Source organism: Pontibaca salina, from assembly GCF_016307205.1.
In the GTDB taxonomy this organism is placed as follows: Bacteria; Pseudomonadota; Alphaproteobacteria; order Rhodobacterales; family Rhodobacteraceae; genus Pontibaca; species Pontibaca salina.
On record NZ_JAEIJD010000007.1, the window covers coordinates 54,815 to 77,987 of the forward strand.

Sequence of the window (23,173 nt, forward strand, 5' to 3'; positions counted from 1 at the left end):
TACTTGCCGCCTCGTTTGAACTTTAAAACTCCCCCTGAAAGACCGGCTTTCAGCCTGCACAGCCCCGATCTGAGTGCTGTGCAGGCAACTAAGGTTCAGGACACGAAATCCTTGTAAGCGGCCTCGTCCATGTAATCCTCCATCGGCCCCAGATCGCTGGGACGGATCTTGAAAAACCAAGCATTGCCTTGGGCATCTTCGTTAACCAATCCCGGATTCTCGGCCAGAGCTTCGTTCACCTCAACGATCTCACCATCAAGCGGAGACATGATATCGCTGGCTGCCTTGACGCTTTCGATCACTGCGACCTCGTCATCGCGGACAACTTCGGTGCCCACTTCGGGCAGCTCAATGAAAACCACATCGCCAAGTTGCTCTGCGGCGTGTTCGGTAATGCCGACCACAATCAGATCATCTTCTTCCAGCAGCCACTCATGTTCTTCGGTAAACTTCATCGGTCTCTTTCCCTTGGACTGTTCAATTCAGTGTTAACGTTTTTGTCCCGGTGCCACGAAGGGCAGCGCCACGACCTCGATCGGCAATCGCTTGCCGCGTAAATCGCCGTACAACCGTGTCCCGAGGCTGGCAAGATCGCTCGCCACATACCCCATGGCAATAGCCGCGCCGACGCTGGGCCCGAACCCACCCGAGGTGATCCGGCCGACCGGCTCGTCGCCAGTTTCATCAGCAAATAGCGCAACTCCCTCGCGCATCGGCGCGCGCCCCTCGGGGCGCAGTCCGACACGTTTGCGCGCTAGTCCCTGCTCCAATTGCTGCAGAACTGGCTCTGCACCGGGAAACCCGCCTGCACGTGCGCCATCACGGCGACGCAGCTTTGGGATCGCCCAGCCCAGTCCCGCCTCGCCCGGCAGGGTGGTCTCATCAATGTCGTTGCCATAAAGGCACAACCCGGCCTCAAGCCGGAGCGAGTTGCGCGCCCCCAGACCGGCGGGCTGCACATCCGCATTTGCCAGCAAGGCGCGCGCAAAAGCTTCGGCCTTAGCGACAGGCAGCGAAATCTCATAGCCATCCTCGCCAGTATAGCCCGAGCGCGTCACCCACGCTTCGGCACCTTGCACTGTCAGATTGCGAATATCCATGAACCGCATCCCGGCAGCTGCCGGATCGAACGCGGTCAGCACCGCCTCGGCGCTTGGCCCCTGCAGCGCCAGCAAGGCGCGGTCGGTAATCTCGCTGACCGTAACATCGGGCTCAAGCGCAGACTTCAGGCGGGCAATATCCTTAGCCTTGCAGGCCGCGTTAACCACCAGCAAAATATGGTCGCCGCGATTGGCGAACATCAGATCGTCCAGAATACCGCCGTCCGCGTTGGTGAAAAACCCATAGCGCTGCCGCCCTTCTCCCAGCCCGGCCACATCCATCGGCATCTGCGTCTCAAGCGCCGCAGCGAGCTGCGCGAATGGTGCGCCCGACAGGATCACCTGCCCCATATGGCTGACGTCAAACAGACTGGCCTTTTCGCGGGTGTGCAAATGTTCTGCCATAATGCCGGGTTTGTATTGCACCGGAAGGTCATAGCCCGCGAACCCGACCATCTTCCCGCCCAGCTCATGATGCAGATCGAACAGTGGTGTTTTCAATAGGTCACTCATAAACGCACCCCGTCAGGCAACTACATCTGGGCAGATGGTTTGACGATATAATTGATACATTCGGCACCTCGGCTTGGCTGCGCATCGCGCGCATGGGTTAGGTGCCCCCTCTGTTTCTGCGCCTGAGATCGTTATCCCTTCGGCGGGTGCCCACAGACACCACTCTCCAGAGTTCGTATCGTGCCTGCGGTCCCTGAGCCTGAGAGTTTCCGGGGCGGTTGCTCCTTCGGCACCGGATTTCAAGCCCGGTTCTCCCGCATGCATCGGTATACATAAGGCGCAATTGGGCGCATGTGAAGCCCCATCGCGTCCGCACTCGTCGGAAAGTGTCGCCGGCGCTTGTCAACGTGCAGAGGTGGCTGGAATGTTCTTCGAAAAGGTTGCTTTACCGGTTAACGAGGCTGCACTCTCATGATAAGTAACGACAATGGCAGCGCCACAGGATTTGAAAGGCAGCATGTGACACAGGCGAATCGACTCATGTTATCCGGATTTCCCAGAGCGATTCGGACGCTGACTTTCACACTGCTTGCGACGCTGCCCGCCTGGGCACAGGCGGCGGATGTGAGCCTGACCGCGCCCGGAGCACCGGATGATTTGACCAAGCGGTTGAAAGCGGCCTCGTCCGTGATGACGGCGGAAACCCACAATCTGACCACCGTGCAGGAGCTTTTGGCGGCGGCAAACGCCGATTACCGCACGATGGTGCAAGTAATGTACGACAACGGCTATTTCAGCCCCGTGGTGCGCATCGCGGTCAACGGGCGCGAGGCGGCGACAATCCCGCCCCTCAGCCCGCCGGCTCGCGTTGATACGATTGCCATAACCGTGCAATCCGGGCCGGTCTTCCAATTTGGACGCGCGCAGGTCGCGCCTCTGGCTGCCGATACCAAACTTCCGAAGACATTCGCCTCGGGCGAAACGGCCAGCACCGGCGCGATCCGCGACGCAGCCGGGGCTGCCGTCGATGGCTGGCGCGAAATCGGCCACGCCAAGGCACAGGTTGGCGACCAGCGCATCGTCGCCAACCATCCTGAAAGCGTTCTCGATGCCGAAATTGTCCTGCTGCCGGGGCCTGAGTTGCGGTTTGGCCGCATGATAATCACCGGTGAGTCTGCGGTGCGGCGCGAAGCGATCCGTCGGATCGCCGGGTTCCCCGAGGGCGAGGTCTACAGCCCCAAGCAAATCCAGCGCGTCGGAACAAGGCTGCGGCGCACCGGCGCTTTTTCTGCAGTCGCGCTCAGCGAGGCCGAACAGCCCAACCGCGATGGCACCTTGGATTTTGACGTCAACGTAGAAGACCAAAAGCCGCGCCGAATTTCATTTGGCGCTGAAATCTCGTCGCGCAGCGGGGTTGAGCTTTCGGCGGCATGGATGCACCGCAACCTTTGGGGCGCGGCCGAACGTCTGCGCCTTGAGGGGCGCTTGCGCAATATCGGCGGCGATGACGATATCGACGGTATTTTTCTGTTGCGTCTTGATCAGCCGGCGAAACTCGGACCAGACGATAGCGTCTTTTACATCTTCGAACTGGAACAACAAAACAAACCTCATTACTCGCTGAACCAGCTTTACGTGGGTGCCGGGGTGCGGCGCGTTTTTTCCGATGATCTGTGGGCCGAGGCATCGCTCCAGCTTGGCAAAAGCAGGGCCGACGACGCCTTCGGCGATAATCGTGATTTTGATTTGATAACGCTACCGCTCAAGGCGCAATGGGACCGCCGTGACAATCCGGTGAACGCGACAGAAGGCTTTTTTCTGGAGGCCGGAGTGACACCGTTCCTCGACGTGTCAGGCTCTGCTTCCGGGGCGCATATTCTTGCCGATGCCCGTGGCTACTACAGTCTGGGACAATCCGACCGGATCGTCCTTGCGGCGCGGGTGCAGATGGGGTCCGTTCTCGGACCGTCGCTTTCCGAGATCTCCCCTGACTATCTGTTCTATTCCGGCGGTGCAGGCACCGTGCGAGGCCAACCCTATCTGTCGCTGGGCGTTCCGGTCGGCGGGCAGATCGCCGGCGGGCGGTCATTGCTGACGGCATCGGCCGAGGTACGCGGGCGGATCACCGAAAAAATCTCGCTCGTCGGGTTCTATGATATCGGCGCGGTCGACAGCAGCCAGTTCGTCAGCTCGGGGTCGCCGTACCATGCCGGTGCAGGGCTTGGTATGCGTTACGATCTGGGTGGGCTTGGTCCACTGCGGCTGGATCTCGCGGTGCCGGTCAGCGGTGACACCAATGACGGATTGCAATTTTATCTCGGTATAGGGCAGGCATTTTGATGCGGATACTGGCATTTGTTCTGGGCTTTCTGGCGTGGCTCGCCGCTCCCTTGGCCGCGCAAGAGGTTGAAACCGAAGAGCCGGGGGGCTTTGTCGTCAATCTGCTTGAAGACCTGCTGTCCAGCGACAACCGCTATATCCATGTGGTCGGGTTGAAGGGTGCGTTAAGTTCGCGCGCCACGATCGAACAAATTACCATCGCGGATGACGATGGCGTTTGGCTCACAATCAACAACGCGGTGCTGGACTGGAGCCGGCTGGCACTGCTACGGCGCAATTTCTCGGTAAAAACCTTAAGTGCCGAAAAAATTATCGTCGCCCGCCCCCCGACCCCGGTGGAGCCCGACCCTGAACTCCCCACACCCGAGGCGCAACCGTTTCGCCTGCCGGAATTGCCAGTGGCGGTCCGTATCGGCGAATTGTCTGTTGGGCGATTGGAACTGGCCGAACCGGTCGTCGGCATTGCTGCCGATCTGTCGGTTGATGGAACCTTGTCGCTGGCCGAGGGCGCGCTCGAGTCACAGCTGAATATCGCCCGACTTGACCGGACCTCGGACCGGATTGAACTGACGGCGGGGTACAGCAACCAATCCAGTGAAATCACGCTGGATCTGGTGGCGGAAGAGGAGCAAGATGGGCTGCTGTCGCAATTGCTCAGTATCCCCGACTCCCCTGCCCTGCGTCTTAGCGCAAAAGGACAGGGACCGGTGAGCGATTTTACCGCCGATATCGCGCTGGCTTCAGACGGACAGAATCGGCTATCGGGACAGGTCAATTTGAGCGGCGTGCCCGATCCGGATGCGCTTGATGACTCCGACCAGCGCGACAGCATCGCCTTTCAGGCGCAGCTTGCAGGCGATGTGACACCGCTGATGGCGGCGCAATATCACACGTTTTTTGGGACCGAAACGCGGCTTGACCTATCCGGGCGCAGCGATGCGGACGGCACTGTGGCGGTCAAGAACTTCGACATTGAATCGAATGCGCTGACCCTGACGGGTGCACTTGATATCGCAGCGGGCGGTAATCTGGATAATGTCGTCCTAGAGGGCCGCATCACGCCGCCGCAGGGTGATTCCGTGGTGCTGCCGATCTCGGGCCCGGCGACCACCATTCAAAGTGCCAATATCGCGGCGCGGGTTGATGGACCCGCCAAGGAATGGATGCTGCAACTGGCGATCGATGGGCTGGGCCGCCCCGATCTGGAATTGCGTCGTGCCGAAATCAGCGCTGATGGCACCTTGGATCAAAGCCAAGGGCTGGATATTCGGGGGCAGGTCAATGCCGCGCTTGAGGGGTTGGACCTGAACGACGCAGACCTGAACCGCGCAGTTGGTGAAAATATCGTATTGACCGGGCGCTTTGACCGACCGGCCAAAAACGCCCTAAACCTGCGCGGCTTCCGCCTTGCGGGGACCGATTACGCGGCCATCCTGTCCGGCGAAATCGACGGGCTGAGCAGCGGTTTTCAGATTGACGGCTCCGCCGAGGTGACCGCAAGCGACTTGTCTCGGTTTTCGGGACTGGCAGGGCGTCCGCTCGGCGGCGCGATCAAGGTCACGCTAACTGGTGACGGCGCACCATTGGGCGGTTTCTTTGACATCTCTCTCAACGCGAAAGCGCAGGATCTGAGTGCGGACATTGACCAGCTTGACCCGCTGATCACGGGCGAAACCGACCTGGCACTGGATGCGGTGCGCGATGAAAGCGGTATGCGGATCACGCAGTTCCAGATCGACGGGACCGCGCTCAACGCCCAAGCGCAGGCGGATCTGCGCACCGAAGACAGCACCCTGACCTTCAACGCCCGTTTGGACGACCTGGCGCGCGTGGTGCCTCAAGTTTCGGGCCCACTGACGGTAAAGGGCGACCTGAAACACGAGGGGACAGACTGGACTGGGACCGTCCGGGCCACGGGTCCGAACGATGCGTTTGCAAACCTCAATGGTCGCTACAGCACCGATGGCAGCGGTGACGTGACATTCGACGCTGCCGTGACACAATTCGAACGCTTCGTGCCCGAAATCAGGGGCACAGTCACCGCCACGGGCAGCGCGAAAAGCGCAGACGGTTCACTGTGGCAGGTCGCGACACGACTGGATGGCCCGAGCGGATCTTTTGCCGATTTGACGGGCATGATCGAACCTGACGGCAGCGCCGATCTGCAATTCGACGCGGCAGTGAAGCGCTTTGAACGGTTCGTGCCCGAGGCGCCGGGAACCGTGACGGCCAAGGGCAGCGCCCAGCGTAACGGCACGACATGGCGCATCGACACGAATGCCACGGGCCCGGCCGGCATTGCGGCGCGGGTGAATGGAACCCTGAACGAGACCGATTTGAACGCTGACATCAACGCCACAGGTCAGCTGCAACTCGCTGCGGCAAACCGTTTCATGTCCCCCAACTCGGCGCGCGGTCTGGCGCGGTTCGACCTGTCGCTGAAGGGCCAACCTTCACTGCAGGCGCTCAGTGGCACGATCAGCACCAATGGGGCCAGCGTCGCCCTGCCCGCTGCGGCCACGACGCTGAACGACATCAATGCGACAGTACAACTGGCCAATGCAAGCGCGCAGATCAACGTCACGGGGGGGCTGCGTGACGGAGGGCAATTCCGCGTCAGCGGGCCGATCGAACTGACCCCACCGCTTGACGCCAATCTATCGATGCAACTGAACCAACTGGTCCTGACGGATAATGTCAGTCTGGAATCTGTCGCCGATGGCCAGCTTGCTTTTGACGGTCCGCTGCTGGGGAATGGCACATTGTCGGGCCGGATTATCTTTGGCGAGACTGAAATCAATATTGCCGCGCTTTCCGGAGCCGTGGGTGCGGCGCCGCTTCCGTCGATCCGACATATCGGTCAACCCGCCGCAGCGCGGCGCACGCTTGATTATGCGGGCCTAATCAACAAGGGCAATGGTGGCGATGGCCCGGTTTATAATCTGAACCTGCAACTGGACGCGCCCAACCGTATCTTCGTGCGTGGGCGCGGATTGCAAGCTGAACTGGGTGGCGGCATCCGGGTCGGCGGAACCACGGAAAATGTCGTGCCGTCGGGGCAAGTCGAACTGCTGCGCGGCACTTTCGACATTCTCGGCCGGCGGCTGCAATTGGACCGCGGCCTGATCACGCTTCAGGGCCGGTTACAGCCAGTGATGGACTTCTCGGCCAGCACCTCGACCTCGGAAGGCACAGCCACCTTGCTGATCTCGGGCGCGCTCGACTCGCCTGTTATCGAGGTCACCTCCGACCCCGAACGGCCCAGCGAAGAGGCGCTGGCGATGCTGGTTTTCGGCGATGAGTTCACTTCGCTCTCGCCGGTCAAGATTGCGCAACTGGCGTCGTCGCTGGCCACCCTTGGCGGCAAGGGCGGCGGTTTCATGAGCCGTCTGCGCGAAAACCTAGGGCTGGACCAGCTCGATATCGGCACCGACGCTGGCGGGTCCGGGCAAGTGGGCGTTGGCAACTATCTATCTGACACCGTCTACACCGAATTCTCGGTCAACGCGCAGGGCGAAACCGAAATCAACCTGAACTTTGACGTGACCGAAAGCTTCACGGTCAAGGGGATGGCCGACAATACCGGCGACACGTCGCTGGGCCTGTTCTTTGAACGTGATTATTGACCCTAGGTTTGCGCCCGATACGCGCGGGCTTTGCGTGAGCGTTTGTTCAGAGGGGTCGCCGCAGTCGGGTAAAAATAACCGCGGCGACCTGCGTCAGATCGTCAGTTTTTTGCGTATATGCGGAACTGGCGCTCAACGCAGACGTCGCGCATGTGCGATTTCGCGCGGCAGAATCGCGGCGCAAGCTGCATAGCGCGGGATCAGGCGGCGCGGGCTGGACAGCGCCCGCCACAGCCATTCCAGACCCACCCGCCGCATCCAGCGCGGCGCGCGGTGCTGATGTCCGCCAAGGAAATCTAATCCCGCCCCGATCGAGGCGAACCCGACGCTCGGAGCCAGAGCGCGCCCGCGCAGCGCCAGCGCCTCTTGACGCGGCGCGCCCAGTGCCAGCAGGCAGAGCCCGATACCTTCGTCTTCCAGCCGCTGCAGAATCTTCGCCGCCTCGATGCCTTCCGGATCAAATGGAACCGAGGGCGAGATACACAACTGTACATCAAGCCCCGGAACCTGCGCGCTTAGCACCTCGCGGGCATCCTCCAGCGCCATCTCGGTGCTCCCAACCAGCGCCACTTTCGCGCCCGCCGCAGCCGCCATGTGGCAAAGTGGGATCACCAGATCCGATCCCGGCAGCAACTGTACCGGGCGGTGCGCAAGCTGGGACAGCGCAACAATGGGCCGTCCGTCGGCGACCACATAATCGTGGCCTGCATAGACCTTGGCAAATTCCGGCGAGTTCCGCATCTTGACCAGATGGTCCAGATTGACTGTCGCCAACGCAAAACCCTGACGCGTCCCCAGACGGGCCTTCAATGCAGTTTCAAGCGCCGCCCAATCGGGAATATTGACCCGGATCGTCTGATCGTGAAAGCTGAACTGCAATGCTTGGCTCCGGTTCTTCACATGAGAGGTAGCTTTACCTGTAACCGACTGAACCTCAACCTCAGACAGCCGGACGACAACCTGCAATTCAATATCGATTTATTCCGGTATAGGGTATTATTTCAAAACGTTTTACCAGAAAATTTCGCGACAGTTTAGGTAAAATTGGCGGTTCGTCCGGGGCAAGCCGACCAGAAGTTACGCGACGCGGAGTCTGTGGCTTGCTATAGAAATCACTATCTGGTCCGATTCGCGGTCCGGTCGAAAGCAGTTCATTTCCGACCCTTTGCCCAAGGCAACGCCTGAAAACAAATGCCTAATTCTCTTGCTTATCTGATCCTGGCCCTCTGGCCACTGATCTGTTTGGTGATGTTCCGCCGCATGCCGCGGGAACGGGCAATCATCTGGAGCATTCTTGGCGGCTATATGTTTCTACCCCCGATCGCCGTATTCGATGTGCCACTTCTGACACTGGACAAATTCGCAATTGCTAGCATCGCCCCTTGGTTTATTTGCGTGTTTGTACTGAAGGAAGAAGTCAATTTGTGGCCACGCTCCACGCTGATACGGTTAGCGATGGTTGTTTTCGTTCTTAGTGTGGTCCCGACCGCCATGTTCAACGGGGATCCATTGTTTTTTTCCGGCGGCGCGTTCGGACAACCGGTGCCGCCGATACCCGGTTTGGGTGTGAAAGACATGATTTTGACGGTCGCTGCGCGGATCGTCGTTTTGTTGCCTTATCTTCTGGCACGGCAATACTTGGCAAACGCCAAGGCGCTGCGTGAACTGCTGATTGCGCTGGCGATTGCCGGAGTCGTTTATTCGATCCCGGCTTTGATCGAGATCCGGTTCAGCCCGCAAATCAACGTCTGGGTTTACGGATTCTTCCAGCACAGCTTTGACCAGATGATGCGTGCCGGCGGGTTTCGTCCGATTGTATTTATGCCCCACGGCCTGTGGGTTGCGCTGTTCTTTTTCTCGACGGTTTTGGCAGCTGCTGCGCTATCGCGGGACTCAAGAAACGCGCGGGGCGTATTTCGGGCGCTAACCGCTTATCTGGCGGTGATACTCGTGCTGTGCAAGAGTTACGCCGCAATAATCTATGGATTGCTGCTGACCCCGATTGCGCTGCTGACCAGCGCCAAGACGCAGCTTCGCGTGGCTATTATACTCGCGATAGTAGCGTCTTCCTATCCGATGCTGCGCAATGCCAGTCTGTTGCCGCTCGACGCGATCGTGTCGCAGGCCGCTGCCATCAGTGCGGATCGCGCCCGATCCCTTGAGTTTCGCTTCGACAATGAAGAAATGTTGATTGCGCGGGCACAGGAAAAGCCAGGGTTTGGCTGGGGCAGCTGGGGGCGCAATCTTGTCCGCGACAGGGCTACGGGCGAATCGATTACCGTCACTGACAGCAGATGGATCATCCTGTTTGGCACCAATGGCTGGGTCGGCTATGTGGCCGAAACCTCGCTCTTCGCGCTGCCGTTGATTTTGCTGGGCTGGCGCAGGCGCACCCTGCCTGACGGTGCGATGTCTCCTTATGCTTCGGCGGTTGGGTTAATCGTAGCGGCCACGATGGTGGATTTGCTGGTCAACGACACATTGGTGCCGTTCACATGGCTTTGCGGTGGCGCAGTTCTTGGGCACGCCGAGCAGATGTCCCCACAAAAAGCGGAGAGTTCGCAGCAGAGTCTGGCGTCGAGAGAACCGGCCGGAAACCGCGGCCGCCGTCCGCAAAAGAGACGTCGCACCATCCTCTGATAGCGCAGTAGGCATGGACTTTTGAACAGTTATTGGTATTGTGAAGATAGACCACGAATCCGCGTATTGTTATCGCGTGGGGCATGGTTGCGTATTTTATGACTCACGATTCCAAGCTCGTCTTCAAACTATTGACGCAATCACTTTATAGAATCTGAAAAAGAGATTCTTGTGCGCCGCCACCGTAACGTGTGCCTTGGCATGAGGGCAGTATTTTGAATGAGTATATTGGAATTGTTTGTCGGATATGACAAAAATAGTTGAGGTAAGCCCTCCGCTCCGGGATGATGACATCGCCATCGTCGGACAGTCGATCTGCGTGCCCGGAGCGCATTCGACCGCGGCTTTTTGGAATAATCTGCGCAATGGGGTCGAGTCGATCCAGGTTTTGGATGAACAGGCGTTGCTTGATGCAGGGGAACGCGCTGACCGGATCCGCCATCGCGATTACGTTCCATCGGCTGCACCGCTGGACGGATTTGATATGTTCGACGCCGAGTTTTTCGGCTTCAGCCCGAAAGAGGCCGCGATCCTCGACCCCCAGCACCGTAAATTCCTTGAAACCGCATGGGAGGCGATGGAATCCGCCGGCCACCCGCCGGAAACCGTTAATGGCAATGTCGGCGTTTTTGCCGGTTGCGGCATGGGCAGCTATTTCTATTTCAATATCTGTTCGAACCGGCACTTGGTCGATGACGTGGGCATGTTCCTCCTGCGTCATACCGGCAATGACAAGGATTTCATGGCAACGCGGGCCAGCCATGTGTTCGATCTCAAAGGGCCCAGCCTGAACCTGCAGACGGCCTGCTCGACCTCGCTGGTGGCGGTACATTACGCGGTCCGCGCGCTGCGGGCGCGCGATTGCGACATGGCATTGGCAGGCGGCGTGACCATCGAATTGCCGCAAGGGCGCGGATATCTTTACAAGGAGAACGAAGTTCTGTCGCCGGATGGGCATTGCCATGCCTTCGACCACCGGGCGCAGGGCACAGTGTTTGGCAGTGGGTCCGGGGTGGTGGCGCTGCGGCGGCTTGCAGATGCACTGGCCGATGGCGACCATATCTGGGCCATCATCAAGGGCAGCGCGGTCAACAACGACGGCGCGGCCAAGGCCGGGTATCTGGCACCCTCGGTCGACGGGCAGGCGGCGGCGATTGAAACTGCGCTGTCCGATGCCGATGTGACTGCCGACACCATCGATTACGTCGAATGTCACGGCACCGGCACCTATTTGGGCGACCCGATCGAGGTCAGCGCGCTGAGCGAGGCATTTCGCAAAACCACCGCTGATATCGGCTATTGCCGGATCGGGTCGGTCAAGACCAATATCGGCCATCTGGACACCGCCGCCGGGGTGGCCGGACTGATCAAAACGACGCTGGCGCTGCATCACCGCCAGATCCCGCCCTCGCTTGGTTATGAAAAGCCCAATCCGGCAATTGATTTCGAGACCAGCCCGTTTCAGGTGAATGATCGCCTGACCGACTGGACAACGCAGAAAAGGCCGCGGCGTGCCGGTATCAACGCGTTGGGCGTTGGCGGAACCAATGCCTATGTCGTGCTGGAAGAGGCCCCTGCCCGCGCCCCCTCGGACGAGGCTGACTGGCCATTTCACGTGCTGTGCATTTCCGGGCACAGCCGCGCCGCACTGGATGCGAATACCAGCGCGCTGGCCGCGCATCTGCGCGCTAACCCCGACCTTGATCTGGCCGATGTCGCCTTTACCCTGAAAAAGGGGCGGCGCGGCTTTGAAAAGCGCCGGGTCGTGGTCGCGGAAACCCCGACCGAGGCCGCCGCTATGCTGGAGAGCGGCGACAGCCGCCGGGTGTTCACCCATGACCTCTTGGGGGCCGCCCCGGAAACGGTGTTCATGTTCCCCGGCGGCGGCGCGCAGTACCCCGACATGGCGCGCGACCTCTACGAAACCGAACCGGTCTTTGCCGAATGGATGGATCGCGGGCTGGATCACTTGCAACCGCAATTGGATTACGACCTGCGCGCGCTGTGGCTGCCCGAAGCGGGTGCGCGTGACGATGCTTCGCGGGCATTGCAGCGTCCCTCGGTGCAATTGCCGCTGATCATGATCGTCGAATATGCGCTGGCGCAATTGTGGCTGTCATGGGGCGTTCGCCCCGCTGCGCTGGTCGGGCATTCAATGGGCGAGAACACCGCCGCCTGTCTGGCCGGGGTCATGAGTTTCGAGGATTGCATCGATCTTGTCCTGCTGCGGGGCCGGCTGTTTGATACGGTGCCGGCGGGGGGGATGCTCAGCCTGTCGTTGCCGATGGAAAAAGCCGCCGCTCTGCTTGGCGACGATCTCGACATCGCGGCCGCCAACGCACCAGAATTGACCACCGTATCGGGGCCGCAGGCGGCGTTGGACCGTTTGGCGGAAAAGCTGTCTGCGCAGGAAATCGAATTCCAGCGGGTGCAAATCGATATTGCCGCCCATTCGCGGATGCTCGACCCGATCTTGGAGGATTTTCGCGAGTTCCTGCGCGGTTTGACCCTGCATCCACCGACCCTTCCCGTCATCTCGAACCGCAGCGGCCAGCCGCTCAGCGACGCACAGGCGACCGACCCCGATTACTGGGTCGGACAATTGCGCAATCCGGTGCTGTTTGCCGATTGTATCGCGTCGTTGGCCAAGGGCGCGCCGCGGGTGTTTCTTGAAGTCGGCCCCGGCAAGGCGCTGAGTGCGCTGGCGCAGATGGCCGAGGCCGTCAAACCCGCCCAGGTCATATCATCCTTGCGCCATCCGGCTCAGGATGTGGCCGATGACGCCTATTTCCTCGGCGTGGTCGGGCGGCTTTGGGCTTGCGGCGTCAATGCCGACTGGACCCATATCTGGGGCGAGGCACGTCGCAACCGCCTGCCCCTGCCGACCTATCAGTTCCAGCGCAGCCGGTATTTCATCGAACCGGGGCAAGCGACAGAGCTGCTTGCCGAGCCGATCTTGGCGCGCGATGACGATATCGCGAACTGGGGCTGGCGGCCGGCATGGCGCCCGCGCAGCGCCGATTGCGACATTGACGTGCACCGCGATCTTGCCGAGACCCCCGTGCAAGACTGGCTGGTTTTTGCCGACGAGAGCGGCATCGCCGCCGGCCTTGTCGAACAGTTGCAACAGGCCGGCCATTCGGTCACGCAGGTGCGCGCCGGCGATACCTATGCGCGGCTTGGCGAGGGGCAATATATACTGGCGCCAGAACAAGGGCGAACCGGCTATGACGCGCTGATCGCTGATCTGGAACAGGCCGGACACCTGCCGACGCGGATCGCGCATTTCTGGCTGCTGACCCGCGACGAAAGCTTTCGCCCCGGCAGCAGCTTTTTCGATCGCAACATGGAGCAGGGATTTTACAGCCTGACCTGGCTGGCGCAGGCGCTTTCAGGCGCTGACTTGCCGGCCCAGCCGCATCTAACGGTCTTCACGAATGGCGCAGCACAGGTCGCGGAAGAGCCGCTGTTGTGGCCGGAAAAGGCGACCATCTCGGGCCCGGTGGGCGTGATCCCGCGCGAATTTCCGGGCATGACCTGTTCCACGCTCGATATCGACCTGCCGCACCGCGCGACGCCGCGAAGCTTCATGGCCCGACTGCGCGGAGAGGATGAGGTCGAGACGATCGAGGACGGCCTTGCCAATCGTCTGCTTGAGGAACTGCTCGCCAGCCCCGCCAACGCCGTCGCCGCGCTGCGGGATGGGCGGCGGATGGAGCGGCATTACCGCCCCGCGCCCCTGCCCGAGACCGATGACAACGGGTTCCGGCAGGGCGGCACCTATCTGCTGACCGGTGGCTTTGGCGGCATCGCTCAGAGCATCGCCGCAGATCTGATGGAGCGGTATGCGGCCAATATCGTATTGACCTCCCGCACCGCCCTGCCCGCGCGCGACGACTGGGATGCCTATCTAGATCGCCACGGTCCGACCAATCGGGTCGCGCGGGCAATCCGGGCGATCAGGTCGCTTGAAGATCTCGACAAAGGCCGTGTCATGGCGCTGGCGGCAGATATCACCAATCCCGACGCCATGCGCGCGGCGGTGAACGAGGCAGAACAGGGCTTTGGCCCGATCAACGGTGTGATCCACGCCGCCGGCACCATTGACGACGGTCCGATCCTGGGCCGAACCACCCCGGATATCGAACAGGTATTCGCCCCCAAGATCACCGGGTTGCGGGTGCTTGATACGCTGTTTCCCGATGGATCGCTGGATCTGATGGTCCTGTGTTCTTCGTCCAGTACGGTGACGCGGCCAGCAGGTCAGATCGACTATGTTGCGGCGAATGAATACCTGAATGCTTTTGCCAGGGCGCGCCAAGGTGGTGCCACCCGGGTTGTTGCCGTGGATTGGGGGGTCTGGTCCGATATCGGCATGGCCGCCGAGGCGATGGCCGCGCGTCTGGGACAGGATGTGCCGCTGGAACGCGCGCCCGCCAACCTGCCGCTTCTGGATGAATCCGGTTTTGATCGGGATGGCAATCGCCTATTCTTTGCCGATTACCGCACCAAAGATCGCTGGCTGCTGGACGAGCATCGCACGGCACGGGGCGCGGCATTGCTGCCGGGTACCGGTTATCTGGAGCTGGCCGCCGAGGCGATGCAGGTGCACGGCATGTCGGCCTTCCGCATCGACGATCTTTATTTTCTGCGCCCGTTGCATGTGGCCGATGACAGCACCCGCGAGGTGATCCTACGCCTTGTCTCCGAAGATGACGGCGACGCGATGGAATTGTACAGCCGCGCCAAAGGCAGCAAGGAATATCACCTGCATGCGCAGGCCCATATCGCGCCGTTGAACGCCGCCCGTCCGGCCCCCATTGATCTCGCGAAACTCGCTGAACGCTGCGCCGAACCTGTATCAGGAACGCCCGACAACCGCCTCAAATCGCCTCAGGAACGACATCTCAATTTTGGCCCGCGCTGGCATGTGTTAAGCGAAACAGCCCTTGGCAGCGGTGAAGGTCTGGCGCGGCTTGATCTGCCAGAGATTGCACAGCAGGATCAGGACATCACCTTGCATCCCGGCCTGATGGATCTGGCAACCGGTTGGGCCATGGGGCTGATTCCAACCTACCAGCAGCAATATCTGTGGGTTCCGGTCTCATACCGCACCGTCAGCCTGTTTGCGCCCTTGCCAGTGCAGGTCTACAGTTGGGTTCGGCTTGACCAAAGCGCGCCGCCGTCGAGCGATTTCGTGTCGTTTGATGTGACCCTGTGCGACCCAGAAGGACAGGTCTGCGTCGAGATCGCGGGGTTTCAGATGACCCGCATGACCGAAGGTCTGGACTTAAGCGACCCTGAAAAAGCCGACGCCACACAAGCCGATCTGGGCCTGGCACCGGTCACGGCCGCCCCCCTTTCCCCCGAGGAAGAGCGCCTGCATGATGCCATCGCACAAGGCATCCGCGCCAACGAAGGCGCGCTGGCCCTGCATCGGGCGCTGGCGCTGGGGCAATCGCAGGTCGTCATCTCACCTCTCGATCTGCATGCACTGATCGCGCAGGCTGACCGCTCGGCAGAGGCACCGGGCGACACAGGGCAGAGTTTCGAGCGGCCCGATCTTGACACCTCTTATGTCGCCCCGCGCAACGAACTTGAAAAAACGCTGGCGGGCCAGTTTGAGTCGCTTCTGGGGATCGGGCAGGTGGGCGTCGAAGACAGCTTTTTTGACCTTGGCGGACATTCGCTTATCGCCGTACGCCTGTTCGCGCAGATCAACCGTCTGTATGATGTGCAGTTCCCGATCTCGGTGCTGTTTGAGGCACCGAGCGTGGACAAATTGGCGGCACTGATCACGCAAGAGCGCGGCGAGGTCGATGCTCCGGAACAGCCGGGCGATATATCAGTTAGCCCCGAACTGCCGCGCCATCGCCATCTGGTCGCGCTGCACAAGGGTGCGCCGGAGCGGACGCCGTTTTTTATCGTCGCGGGCATGTTCGGGAACGTGCTGAACCTGCGTCAACTGGCGCTGTTGCTGGGCAGGAACCGTCCGGTTTATGGGCTGCAGGCGCGCGGGCTGATCGGCAGTGAAGAACCACATACCTCGCTGGTCGCGGCGGCGCGCGATTACATCGCGGAATTGCGCAGCGTACAGCCGCACGGCCCTTATATGCTGGGCGGATATTCGGGGGGCGGGATCACTGCTTTTGAAATGGCGCAGCAATTGCGCGATGCGGGGGAAACCGTGTCGCTGCTGGCCTTTATCGACACGCCGCTGCCGCGTCGGCCACTACTGTCTCGCTTGGATAAAGCCTTTATCAAAATGGCCGAGTTTCGCCAGAAAGGGTTTGGCTACCTCACCGAATGGGCGGGTAATCGGATCGCTTGGGAGTTCGAGCGCCGGCGCCGGGCCAATGCGCGTGCCGAGGCTGTGGCATCCGATATCGCGTTCAATGATCTGCAGATCGAAACCGCGTTCCGCACAGCGATCGAAGATTACGAACTGAAGCACTGGAACGGGCCGCTGGTCCTGTTCCGACCACGGCTGGACCGGCACTGGAGCGTATCGGGCGGCCAATGGGTCAGCGCCGAACGCGAATATGTCTTTCACGACAACGACTGGTCCCGACACGCGCCAAATATCGAAGTGTTCGAGGTAACCGGCGATCATGACAGCATGGTGCTTGCCCCCAACGCGGCTGTTCTGGCCGAACGGCTGCGCGCCTGCATTGCCGCCGCTGAGGCCGCCCATCCCGCAGATCGGCTTTCCGCGCATTGGCCGCGCACCGAGGCTGCGGAGTGACAATAAATGACTGAAAATCCGACCCTGCTTGTCGTGATCCTGAACTACCGTACGCCGGAACTGACGCTGAAAGCGGCGGGTGCCGCTCTGGCCGACAGCGATCAGCTGCGCGCTGAAATCGTGATCGTCGACAATGACTCGCGAGACGGGTCATTCGACCAGATCTCCAAGGTAATCGCGCGCAAGGGCTGGAGCAGGAACGATCGTGTGCGTCTGATCGACGCCGGGCGTAATGGCGGCTTTGGTGCCGGTAACAATGTCGGGATTCAGGCCGGGCTTGCCGATGGAACGCGCCCGGATTTCGTTTATTTGCTGAACTCCGACGCATGGCCCGAACAAGGAGCCATCAGTTGTCTATTGGACTTCATGCATGCCACCCCAAAAGCCGGGCTGGCGGGCAGCGGGATACGGGGCGATGATGGCGTTGACCACCAGACCGCCTTCCGCTTTCCCTCGATCGCCAGCGAATTTGAAGGTGCGGTGCGCACCGGTATATTTTCACGGCTGCTGGCGCGACACATCGTTGCGTTGCCCTGTTTCGACGAGCCCACGCAGGTCGACTGGGTGGCCGGTGCCAGCCTGATGATACGCATGAGCATGCTTGAGCAGATCGACTTGTTTGATGAAACTTTCTTTCTGTATTTTGAAGAGACCGAGCTATGTCACCGCGCCGCGCGCGCGGGCTGGGAATGCTGGTATGTTCCCGACAGTCAGGTGGTCCATATCGGATCGGTCTCGACCGGAATGAAAACCTGGCGACGCACGCCGCCCTACTGGTTCGACTCGCGCCAGCATTATTTTACCAAGTCCCACGGGCACGTCTATTGGGCCGCTGCCACGCTGGCCCATATCGCCGGCGGCACAATTTGGCGGCTGCGCCGGTTGCTGTCGCGCGCGCCATTGGGCGAGCCGCCTCGCTTCATGCGGGATTTGATTGCGCATGGCACAAAGAATCTTATTCGCCGCACCCCTTCTGTCGGGTCGCTGGCCCCTCGTATTCTGGAGGACAAACAATGACTGCATTTTCCTGTGTTCTGATTGGCGATGAGTCGCTGGTCATCGGTTGCGGTGACATGTTGCTAGAGCGGGGTCATACAGTGCGGGCCGTGATCTCACGCGATGCGGTGGTTCTCGGCTGGGCCACGAAAAAGGGCATAACGACCCTTTCCGACATGAACGATCTGGAAATCACAGCCTTTGACTGGTTGCTTTCCATGGCCAATCTGCGGCTGATCCCGGAAACCATTTTGGCACTGCCGAAACATGGCGCCATCAACTTTCACGATGGTCCTTTGCCGCGCTATGCTGGCCTGAACACACCCGCTTGGGCGCTGATCAACCGCCAGCCTGACCATGGCGTCACCTGGCATATGATCGAAGGCGGCCTCGACGAGGGCGATATTTTGGCCCAGCGGCTGTTTGACATTGCCCCGGATGAGACCGCGTTCTCGCTGAACTCGAAATGCTATGCCGAAGCACTGGAGAGTTTCGCCGATGTGGTGGCCCAATTGGAACGGCGACAACTGCAGCGACAGCCCCAAGATCTGACCGAGCGCAGCTATTTCGCGAGGGATGCCCGCCCGGCCGGTGCCGGGATGCTGGACTTCACCCAAAGCGCAGAAGCCAACGCCGCGCTGGTGCGCGGTCTTGATTTTGGCGGCTACTGGAATCCTTTGACCTGCGCCAAGATCATGCTGGATGCCCGCGTTGTGTTGGTTGGCACTGTCGATGTGGTCGAAACAGTTGGCGCCGCCCCCGGAACGGTTCTGGCGATAGAAGACGATACGCTGAGCGTTGCCTGCGCCGTGGGCGCGCTGCGCCTTGGCAAGCTGACAGATACCGATGGCCAGCCCCTGCGCGCAGCCGATTTGATACAGGTCGGCGCCTTTCTGGCCGGCCCCGAGGCCGGCCAATCCGCTGCGCTTGATAGATTGACACAGCGCATCTTGGGAGTTGAACCGTTCTGGCGCGCCGCTTTGGCGCAAATCCAGCCCATCGAAGTGCCGCTTGCCCGGCGGGCCGACGCAGAGCCAGAATGGGCCAGTCAAAACCTGACGATCGGCGCGAAAGGCGCGCGGGCGCTCGCACTGATCGGTGCCCTGGCCCTGCGCTCGTCAGGCGCTGAGGCAGGCGACATCGCCCTGCGCGATTCCCGGTTGGCGCAAGAGGCATTGGACCACTCTGGCATTATCGCTCCTTGGGTGCCCTTGCATTTTAGTGGCGACGAAACGCTCGATCAGACCGCAACCAGAATACAGCAGGCGCTGGACAAGCTTGAGCAGCAAGGCGGTTTCGCCGCTGATCTGATCGCCCGCGATCCGCAGATTACGGTGCCCGCCATGCCGCAGATCGGTATCTCTCTGGGCATGAGCGCGCCGGTTCCCGGCAGCGCGCTGACGATCGCGCTGGATGATGACGGTGCCACGCTGATCCATGATCGTACAAGGCTCGACGATACCGCGATCGCGCTGTTGACCGGTCGCCTTGAGATGTTGGCAAAGGCGCCACAAGCCCCTATCGCTAACCTGCCGGTCATGGCCGATACTGAGCGCCAGCTGGTGCTGGAGACATGGAACCGCACCGCAACGCCCTATGACACCGAACAAACCATGCACGGCGCTTTTGAACAGCAGGTCGCGCGCACGCCCGACGCGGTTGCGCTGATCCATGAGGATCGCAGCCTGACCTATGCGCAGCTGAACGCGCGCGCCAATGCGGTGGCGGAACAATTGGTCGCAGCGGGAACGCGCCCCGGCCAATATGTGGGCATCTGCCTGCCGCGCGGGGTTGATCTGGTGATCGGAGCGATGGCCGTGTTGAAGGCGGGCGGTGCCTATGTGCCGCTTGACCCTGCCTATCCTGCCGACCGGATCGCCCATTACATCTCTGATAGCGGGGCCAATGTCATCCTGACCGATGGCACGCTTTGTGCCACCCTGCCCAACAGCAGCGCCCGCGTTGTCGAAATCGATGCCAACGCGCAGCAGGCCGAAAATGTCGATGGCGGCGCGACCGCCCGCGATCTGGCCTATGTGATCTATACCTCCGGCTCGACCGGAACCCCCAAGGGGGTGATGATTGAACATCGCAATGTCTCGAACTTCTTTAGCGGTATGGATGGTTGCATCGACCACGATACGGGCAGCGTCTGGCTGGCGGTCACCAGCCTGTCCTTCGATATTTCGGTTCTTGAACTGTTCTGGACGCTGGCCCGCGGGTTCAAGGTGGTCCTGCTTGGGGATGATAATCGTGCAGCCGTGGCGGGCGCATCCCGTCCGGTGTCTGAGCGCCGCATTGATTTCAACCTGTTCTATTGGGGCAATGACGACGGTGCCGGGCCAAAGAAATACGAACTGTTGCTGGAAGGCGCGAAATTCGCCGATGAAAACGGCTTTAACGCGGTCTGGACCCCTGAACGCCATTTTCACGCCTTTGGTGGCCCCTATCCCAACCCGTCGGTCACCGGCGCGGCGGTGGCGGCACTCACCAAGAACCTTTCGGTGCGCGCGGGCAGTTGCGTCGCGCCCCTGCACCACCCGGCCCGCATCGCCGAGGAATGGGCGGTGATCGACAATCTAACCAATGGACGCGCTGGGCTGGCCATCGCCAGTGGCTGGCAGCCGGATGATTTCGTGCTGCGCCCAGAAAACACACCGCCCGCGAACAAGCCAGCGATGTATGAGGCCATCGAAAAACTGCGGGCGCTTTGGCGCGGCGACGCGGTCGAGTTTCCCAAGGCCGACGGCACACCGCATGCGGTCATCACCCAGCCGCGTCCGGTCTCGCCCGAATTGCCGCTCTGGGTGACCACAGCAGGCAACCCCGACACCTGGCGCGAAGCGGGCGAGATTGGCGCGAATGTATTGACCCACCTGCTGGGCCAGACGGTTGACGAGGTCGCGGGCAAGATCGAGGTCTATCACGCCGCCCTGCGCAAGGCGGGCCACGATCCGGCGGATTTCACTGTGACGCTGATGTTGCACACATTCCTTGCCGAGACGCGCGAAAATTCCCGCGAAATCGCGCGCGCGCCGATGAAGGATTATTTGCGCAGCGCAGCCGCCTTGATCAAGCAATATGCCTGGGCCTTTCCGGCTTTCAAAAGACCTGAGGGTGTAACCAATCCGTTCGAAATGGATCTGGGCACGCTGGCCGAGGATGAGCTTGAGGCAATTCTCGATTTCGCTTTCGATCGCTATTTTGACGAGTCCGGCCTGTTTGGCACCGTAGAAGACGCACTGGCAAGAACCGAGCAACTCAAGCGTATCGGCGTCGATGAAATCGCCTGCCTGATTGACTATGGCATCGCGCCGGAAATCGTGATGGAGGGGCTAAAGCCGCTGGCCGAAGTTCTGCAACGCACCAATGCGCCGGTTGAACTGGAAGCGGATGATTTCTCGCTGACAGCCCAGATCCTGCGCCACGACGTGACCCATCTGCAATGCACCCCCTCGCTGGCCCGGATGATTGCCCAAAATGACGAATCCCGCATGGCTCTGGCGCATCTGCGCCAGATGCTGATAGGTGGCGAAGGTTTGCCGGGTGAATTGGTGAGCGATCTGAAACGCTGCACCAAGGCGCAGATCTTGAATATGTACGGACCGACCGAAACCACCGTCTGGTCCACCGTTCAGGCCGTCGCTGATGTAAGTGCCGGTACACAGCCGATTGGCAGGCCGATTGCCAACACCACCGTGCGCGTGCTGGACGAGACAGGTCAGCCAAGTGCGGTCGGCGCGCCGGGCGAACTGTTCATCGGCGGCGCGGGTGTCGTGCGCGGATACTGGCAGCGGCCCGACCTGACGGACGAAGTTTTCACCAGCGACCCACTGGATCCACAGGCGAGAATTTACCGCACGGGGGATCTCGTTCGCTGGCGCAGCGATGGCAGCCTAGATTACCTTGGCCGCACCGATCATCAGGTCAAGATCCGCGGTCAACGGATCGAACTGGGCGAAATCGAGGCCACGCTCAGCGATTTCTCCCGTGTCGATGCGGCGGTCGTGATCGCCCGCGAAATCGTGCCCGGAGACCCACGATTGCTGGCCTATTACACCGCCAACAGCGACTTGTCCGAGGCCGAGTTACGCACCCATCTGTCGCTTCACCTTCCCGAGGTGATGATTCCGGCACATATTACGCGGCTGGACGCGTTGCCGCTGACTCCCAATAAGAAGATCGACCGCAACGCCCTACCCGATCCGGTGCCACAGCGCGCGCCAGCAATCACACCGCCAATCACCGGCAGCGGTCCGAAGGCACAGATTGCTGCGATCTGGTCGCGAATTCTGGGGCTGGAAGATATTCGTGCCGAAGACAACTTCTTTCAGATTGGGGGCCATTCGCTGCTGGCGGTGCAGGCCCACCGCGAAATCCGCACCGCGCTGGAAATGCCAACCCTGTCGATCACCGACATATTCCGTTTCCCCACGCTGGATGCGCTGGCAGCACATGTGAGCGGACAGAACGGCGCCCCAACGGAACCGCAAACCGACGCTCCAGCCCGTGCCGAAACCATGTCAAAACGCCGCGCCATGCGCGCCGAGCGCCAACGGAGGACCGGATGACTGCCACCCTCTCGCGCCCCCACCACATGGCGGGGTTGGCCTTGGCCCGCGGGTTGTTTCCAAACAATGTGGCATTGGCATCCAGTGATCCGGGCGGCGATCCTTCGACGCTCTATCCTGCAGAGCGGCTGGCAATCGCGCGGGCCGTGCCTGCCCGGCAACGCGAATTTGCCGCCGGGCGCGATGCCGCTCGCCGGGCCATGGCGCAACGCGGCTTGGCGAATTCCCCGATTCCGATGTCTTCCGACCGGGCTCCGCTCTGGCCCCAAGGGGTCACCGGCAGCATCAGCCATTGCCAGAGCTGCTGCCTTGCCGCCATCGCGCTGCGCACCGATGCGCGGGCGCTGGGGCTGGATGTTGAGGAAGATACACCGCTGAGCGACGATCTGATTGCCGAAATTTGCACGCCGTTCGAACGCGCATGGCTGTCTGAGCAATCAACGCTGCAGGCCCGACATTGGGCCAAGGTGATTTTTTCCGCCAAGGAAACCGCCTATAAATGTCAGTACACCGTGACGCGCCGACTGTTCGGATTTGACGGGTTTGAGATTTCGCTGGATCAGAAAATCGGCCATTTCGAAGCACGGTTTACGGCGTCTATTGCCCCCTTTGCCCGCAATACAGCGCTTATGGGGCGCTTTGGAATTGGCAATGGGCTGATCGTGACCGGCATGTTTCTGACATGCGGATAAGGTGAAGGCG

Annotated in this window: 10 protein-coding genes and 1 riboswitch; of the genes, 7 read left to right on the top strand and 3 right to left on the bottom strand. The window is 60.9% G+C overall.

From position 1 onward, the window contains the following. Nucleotides 1-95: 95 nt before the first annotated feature. Entirely contained in the window at nucleotides 96-455 is a 360-nt protein-coding gene (gcvH, locus tag JAO82_RS09885; RefSeq protein WP_198686216.1) for a glycine cleavage system protein GcvH, read from the bottom strand. A gap of 33 nt (nucleotides 456-488) precedes the next feature. After that, entirely contained in the window at nucleotides 489-1,613 is a 1,125-nt protein-coding gene (gene gcvT / locus JAO82_RS09890; RefSeq protein ID WP_198686217.1) for a glycine cleavage system aminomethyltransferase GcvT, read from the bottom strand. Between the two features lie 177 nt (nucleotides 1,614-1,790). Continuing rightward, a riboswitch (glycine riboswitch) is annotated at nucleotides 1,791-1,880 on the bottom strand. A 213-nt stretch (nucleotides 1,881-2,093) separates the two neighbouring features. Here gcvT and JAO82_RS09895 point away from each other — a divergent pair. Continuing rightward, the gene (locus JAO82_RS09895; protein WP_198686218.1) at nucleotides 2,094-3,893 is read left to right on the top strand and encodes an autotransporter assembly complex protein TamA; all 1,800 of its coding nucleotides are present in this window, start codon (nucleotides 2,094-2,096) and stop codon (nucleotides 3,891-3,893) included. Beyond that, a complete protein-coding gene (locus JAO82_RS09900) occupies nucleotides 3,893-7,519 on the top strand; it encodes a translocation/assembly module TamB domain-containing protein (protein WP_198686219.1) in 3,627 nt (1,208 codons plus the stop codon). The genes JAO82_RS09895 and JAO82_RS09900 overlap by 1 nt, the downstream gene beginning before the upstream one ends. Nucleotides 7,520-7,651: 132 nt before the next feature. Here JAO82_RS09900 and JAO82_RS09905 read toward each other — a convergent pair whose 3' ends face one another. Then, on the bottom strand, nucleotides 7,652-8,398 hold the full coding sequence (locus tag JAO82_RS09905) for a WecB/TagA/CpsF family glycosyltransferase (protein WP_198686220.1): 747 nt from the start codon (nucleotides 8,396-8,398) through the stop codon (nucleotides 7,652-7,654). Nucleotides 8,399-8,710: 312 nt separating this feature from the next. Here JAO82_RS09905 and JAO82_RS09910 point away from each other — a divergent pair, with 312 nt between their 5' ends. The 5 genes from JAO82_RS09910 (at nucleotide 8,711) to JAO82_RS09930 (ending at nucleotide 23,163) form a co-directional block, all read left to right on the top strand. Then, nucleotides 8,711-10,159 carry a hypothetical protein gene (locus tag JAO82_RS09910; protein ID WP_198686221.1) on the top strand — a complete coding sequence of 483 codons (1,449 nt, stop codon included), beginning with the start codon at nucleotides 8,711-8,713 and terminating at the stop codon, nucleotides 10,157-10,159. A gap of 247 nt (nucleotides 10,160-10,406) precedes the next feature. Continuing rightward, nucleotides 10,407-16,904 (top strand): type I polyketide synthase, encoded by a 6,498-nt coding sequence (locus tag JAO82_RS09915; RefSeq protein WP_198686222.1) that lies wholly within the window; start codon nucleotides 10,407-10,409, stop codon nucleotides 16,902-16,904. A 6-nt stretch (nucleotides 16,905-16,910) separates the two neighbouring features. Continuing rightward, a complete protein-coding gene (locus JAO82_RS09920; RefSeq protein ID WP_198686223.1) occupies nucleotides 16,911-17,921 on the top strand; it encodes a glycosyltransferase family 2 protein in 1,011 nt (336 codons plus the stop codon). Then, nucleotides 17,918-22,471, top strand: coding sequence for a MupA/Atu3671 family FMN-dependent luciferase-like monooxygenase (locus JAO82_RS09925; protein WP_198686224.1), 4,554 nt, complete (start codon nucleotides 17,918-17,920; stop codon nucleotides 22,469-22,471). Before JAO82_RS09920 ends, JAO82_RS09925 begins: the two co-directional genes overlap by 4 nt. Beyond that, complete coding sequence (locus JAO82_RS09930; RefSeq protein WP_232897332.1) at nucleotides 22,468-23,163, top strand: 4'-phosphopantetheinyl transferase family protein; 696 nt, start codon at nucleotides 22,468-22,470, stop codon at nucleotides 23,161-23,163. The genes JAO82_RS09925 and JAO82_RS09930 overlap by 4 nt, the downstream gene beginning before the upstream one ends. Nucleotides 23,164-23,173: the final 10 nt, after the last annotated feature.

Bases quoted from the DNA above. Each gene is read 5' to 3' on its own strand.
- JAO82_RS09930 (WP_232897332.1), top strand. From the start codon at position 22,468: ATGACTGCCACCCTCTCGCGCCCCCACCACATGGCGGGGTTGGCCTTG.
- gcvT (WP_198686217.1), bottom strand. From the start codon at position 1,613: ATGAGTGACCTATTGAAAACACCACTGTTCGATCTGCATCATGAGCTG.
- JAO82_RS09915 (WP_198686222.1), top strand. From the start codon at position 10,407: ATGACAAAAATAGTTGAGGTAAGCCCTCCGCTCCGGGATGATGACATC.
- JAO82_RS09895 (WP_198686218.1), top strand. From the start codon at position 2,094: ATGTTATCCGGATTTCCCAGAGCGATTCGGACGCTGACTTTCACACTG.
- gcvH (WP_198686216.1), bottom strand. From the start codon at position 455: ATGAAGTTTACCGAAGAACATGAGTGGCTGCTGGAAGAAGATGATCTG.
- JAO82_RS09920 (WP_198686223.1), top strand. From the start codon at position 16,911: ATGACTGAAAATCCGACCCTGCTTGTCGTGATCCTGAACTACCGTACG.
- JAO82_RS09900 (WP_198686219.1), top strand. From the start codon at position 3,893: ATGCGGATACTGGCATTTGTTCTGGGCTTTCTGGCGTGGCTCGCCGCT.
- JAO82_RS09925 (WP_198686224.1), top strand. From the start codon at position 17,918: ATGACTGCATTTTCCTGTGTTCTGATTGGCGATGAGTCGCTGGTCATC.
- JAO82_RS09910 (WP_198686221.1), top strand. From the start codon at position 8,711: ATGCCTAATTCTCTTGCTTATCTGATCCTGGCCCTCTGGCCACTGATC.